This is a genomic window from Nonomuraea sp. NPDC001684 (assembly GCF_053596515.1).
Genome location: NZ_JBSFGJ010000658.1, coordinates 1 through 3784, shown reverse-complemented (window position 1 = coordinate 3784; position 3784 = coordinate 1). Strand labels below are relative to the sequence as shown.

3 protein-coding genes and 1 pseudogene are annotated in these 3784 nt (G+C 69.8%); 3 read left to right on the top strand and 1 reads right to left on the bottom strand.

All coding sequences use genetic code 11. The features are described from left to right. The 3 genes from ACWCSD_RS49495 to ACWCSD_RS49485 form a co-directional block, all read left to right on the top strand. The coding region (locus ACWCSD_RS49495; RefSeq protein ID WP_449926301.1) for a hemolysin family protein at positions 1-962 on the top strand (962 nt) is incomplete at its 5' end. A 423-nt stretch (positions 963-1385) separates the two neighbouring features. Next, complete coding sequence (locus ACWCSD_RS49490; RefSeq protein ID WP_449926299.1) at positions 1386-1976, top strand: hypothetical protein; 591 nt, start codon at positions 1386-1388, stop codon at positions 1974-1976. Between the two features lie 321 nt (positions 1977-2297). Then, a complete protein-coding gene (locus ACWCSD_RS49485) occupies positions 2298-3536 on the top strand; it encodes a cytochrome P450 (RefSeq protein WP_397158097.1) in 1239 nt (412 codons plus the stop codon). A gap of 54 nt (positions 3537-3590) precedes the next feature. Here the strand turns inward: ACWCSD_RS49485 and ACWCSD_RS49480 are convergent. After that, positions 3591-3784 (bottom strand): annotated as a pseudogene (locus tag ACWCSD_RS49480) (hypothetical protein); the annotation flags it as partial.

Sequence of the window (3784 nt, the reverse complement as noted above, 5' to 3'; positions counted from 1 at the left end):
GCTTCTTCGTCGCCGCCGAGTTCGCCCTGGTCGCCGCCAAGCGGCACCGTCTGGAGAAGGCCGCCGCGCAGGGGAGCAAGGCCGCCTCCGCCGCCCTGTCGGGGATCAAGGAGCTGTCGCTCATGCTGGCCGGGGCGCAGCTCGGCATCACGCTGTGCTCGCTCGGGCTCGGCGTGGTGTCCGAACCGCTGATCGCCGGCACCCTCGTCCCGCTCTTCGACGCCGTCGGCCTGCCCGGGGCCGCCGCGCACGCGGTGGCGTTCGTCATCGCGCTGGCGGTCGTGACGTTCCTGCACATGGTGCTCGGCGAGATGGCGCCGAAGTCCTGGGCCATCGCCCACCCCGAGCGCTCGGCCACCCTGCTGGCGCTGCCGTTCCGCGGCTTCACCCTGCTGGTCCGTCCGCTGATCAGCGCGTTGAACGCCGTCACCAACGGGCTGCTGCGGCTGTTCGGCGTCCGTCCGGACGAGGCGGGCGCCAAGGCGCGCACCCCCGACCAGCTCCGGCACCTGGTGGAGGAGTCACGCCGGCTCGGCCTGATCGAGCCGGACGACCACGTCGTGCTCAGCCAGGCCCTGCGGGCGCCGCAGTCCGGCATCACCGCGCTGATCACGCCGGCCGAGCAGATCGTCGGCGTCCCCGCCACCGCCGCCGCCCAGGACGTCATCGACGCCTGCAACCGGTCCGGGCTCACCCGGCTGATCGTGTGGTCCGACGCCGGGCCGAGCGGGGTCGTGCACCTGCGCGACGCCTACCTGGCCCGCCGGCGCGGCACTGCCACCACCGCCGCCCAGCTCGCCTACCGCGTGCCGGACCTGCCTCAGGAGACCTCGGTCGCCGACGCGGTCGCCCGGCTGCGCGCCGCGCACAGCCAGATCGCCCTGATCCGCGACGACGCCGGCGCGGTCATCGGCCTCGTCACCCTGGACGACCTGCTCACCACCCTCCTGGTGCCCGCCTGACCACCGTTCGGCGCAGTTCGTCCGGTGCGGTGACCCGGCGATCGTGATGACCGCGCATGCCATCCCGCCGCCTGCTCGGCGTCCAGTGGTTCGCGGGTCAGCGGCGGGCCGCGCTCGTGCTCCCAGCCGGCCGGGACGCCGACGTTCGGCCGTCGACCGGCCCGTGCCACCGGACGGCTGTGTCTGCGGAGTAGGCGCTCATATTCGGCATATCGGGAAATTCCTCTTTGTTTATAAATACGCCCGCCTCCTCTCGTCGGCCTTTCTTTGCCATTGCCTTACCTGTCGGTGTGTGCTCAAATTATGATTCGATTTACCCATTCCGGCCGGGATGCTAGGCGGCAGAATTGCGACATGGATAGACATGTCGCTTTCGGCGGCTGCAGAATCGACATTTCGCACAATCGACGGAGGAAGATCGCCATGTTCAAGAAACTGCTGCGTTTCCTTCCCGCCGGCCTCGCGGCCGGCTCGCTGCTGGCCACCGTGGCCCTGCCCGCTCCGGCGTCGGCGTCAGCCTCCCGGGCCGCAACGCGGCAAAATGTCGTCACCGTACTCGGCTACAACAGCACCGACTGGAAATACCTCCAGGTGCCGTCCGGGGCCAACGCCCCGCGTTTCTACGAGCCGGACTTCGACGACAGCGACTGGGCGAGCGGGCAAGAAGGATTCGGCACCACCAACGGCACCTGTGCGTGGAACAATTCCACCAACGTCAAGACGCCCTGGGCGGTGAACACCGACATCCTGGTACGCCACTGGGTGCACATCCCACGCAACGCACGACTGGTCCGCATCCAGGGAACGATCGACAACGATGCGCGGGTCTACTTCAACGGCCGCCTCGTTCAGGCCGTCAGGAGCGGCCGCTGCGCCGCGGGCGCCATCAACGTCGTCCTACCCGCCAGGCACCTGGAGCGCTGCAACCTCCTGGCCATCCGTGGCCATGACTACGGCGCCGCCACCTATCTGAACGTCGAGGTCAGCTACGAGAGGCTGACCCCCTCCGCCTGAACGAGCACCGCCGCGAGCCCCCGGCCCCCTCGAACTGCGAGAGGGCCGGGGGCTCTCTCCATGCAAACTTCCCCGCCAGGACGGGCCGCAGGCCGGAGGGGAGGCCAGCCGGGGCCGGCCCAGGCGGCCGTGGGCATGGCCCTTGAAACGATCCTCGTCAAGGCGTGGAATTTTGAACTGAGAGGAGAGGGCGGGCACAACCGGCCCGGCCTGTCCGCAATTGCCGCGCAGCGCTCGGCGTGAGCTTCGCCGCACAACAAGGCAACCCTTTCGCCGTGTCCCGTCAGCCCGCCGAAGCCCCCACCCGCACCGGAGGCACGCGTGACCCCCACGCCCGTGGTTCTCGACAGCAGCGGACGCCGCATCTATGAGCAGGCCGACTTCTTACGAGCCGCCGGACCGGCCGTGCCCGTCCAACTGCCCGGCGACCTCACCGCCTGGTCGGTGACCGACGGGGACGTCGTCAAGCATCTGCTGACGAATCCCCACGTCTCCAAGGACGCGCGCAAGTCCTGGCCCGGCTATCGCCCCTACGCGATCGGCTGGCTCACCGCCTGGGTGGACGTGAAGAGCATGTTCACCACCGACGACCCCGACCACCAGCGGTTGAAGAACCTGGTCGGCACAGCGTTCACGCCCCGCCGCGTGGAGGCGATGCAGCAGCCGATCACCGCCATCGTCACCACGTTGCTGGACGCCTTGGCCGCCGAAGCTCCGGGAGACGTGCTGGACCTGCGGGCACGCTACTCCTACAAAGTCCCCACCCAGGTCATCTGCGACCTGTTCGGTGTGCCGCTGGACCAGCGGCCCGCCATGCTGGCCACCATCGACGCCGTGCTGGACACCAGCCTGTCGGCCGGGCAGACGACCCGCGTACAGCAAGAGATGATCGCCTCGATGCACCGTCTCATCGAGGCCAAACGAGCCCAGCCCGGCGACGACATGACCAGCCGGCTGATCGCCGCCAGGGACAGCGGACTCGACCGGCTCAGCGACGACGAGCTCGTCAGCACGCTGCTCCTGATGATCGGCGCGGGCAGCGAGACCACCGTGTCTCTGCTCGACCATGCCGTCATCGCCATGCTCAGCCACCCCGAGCAGCTCGCTGTCGCCCGCCGCGACCCCGCACGCTGGGACGACGTCATCGAGGAGAGTCTGCGCCGGCACCCGCCCGTCATGCATCTGCCGATGCGCTACGCCACCGCGGACATCCCCTTGGACGGGCAGACCGTCATCCGAGCCGGAGACCTCATCCTCATCGGCTTCGGCGCTCACGGGCGTGACCCTGCCGTCAATGCCGATCCTGACCGCTTCGACATCGACCGGCACGACCGGGCGCACCTCGCCTTCGGCTACGGCATGCACTATTGCCTGGGCGCGCCGCTGGCCCGGCTGGAGGCGCGCGTCGCTCTGCCCGCGCTGTTCGACCGCTTTCCCGATCTGCGGCTGGCCACCGACCCGCAGGATCTCCAGCCGCTGCCCTCCTTCATCGGCACCGACGTGCTCCGACTGCCCGTGACGCTGACCTCCGGCCGCAGAAGTGGCGCCGACGAACGATGAGCGGCGAGCCGAGGTCGGGCTGGGACCGCACGCCGACCACGACAGCTCCCTGCGTCAGCAGTAGGGGTGAGACCGTCGACCGCTCGCGGGGCCCGCGGTGCTGCGGAGACGGCGTACGTCACGAACGCTGAACGCGGCCGCCGCACCGGCGACGACGACCGCCGCGCAGCCGGCGAGCACGACCCGCACCCCGACGGCGTCGGCGAGCGGACCGGCGAACGCGGAGAACAGCGGGACCAGGACGCCGC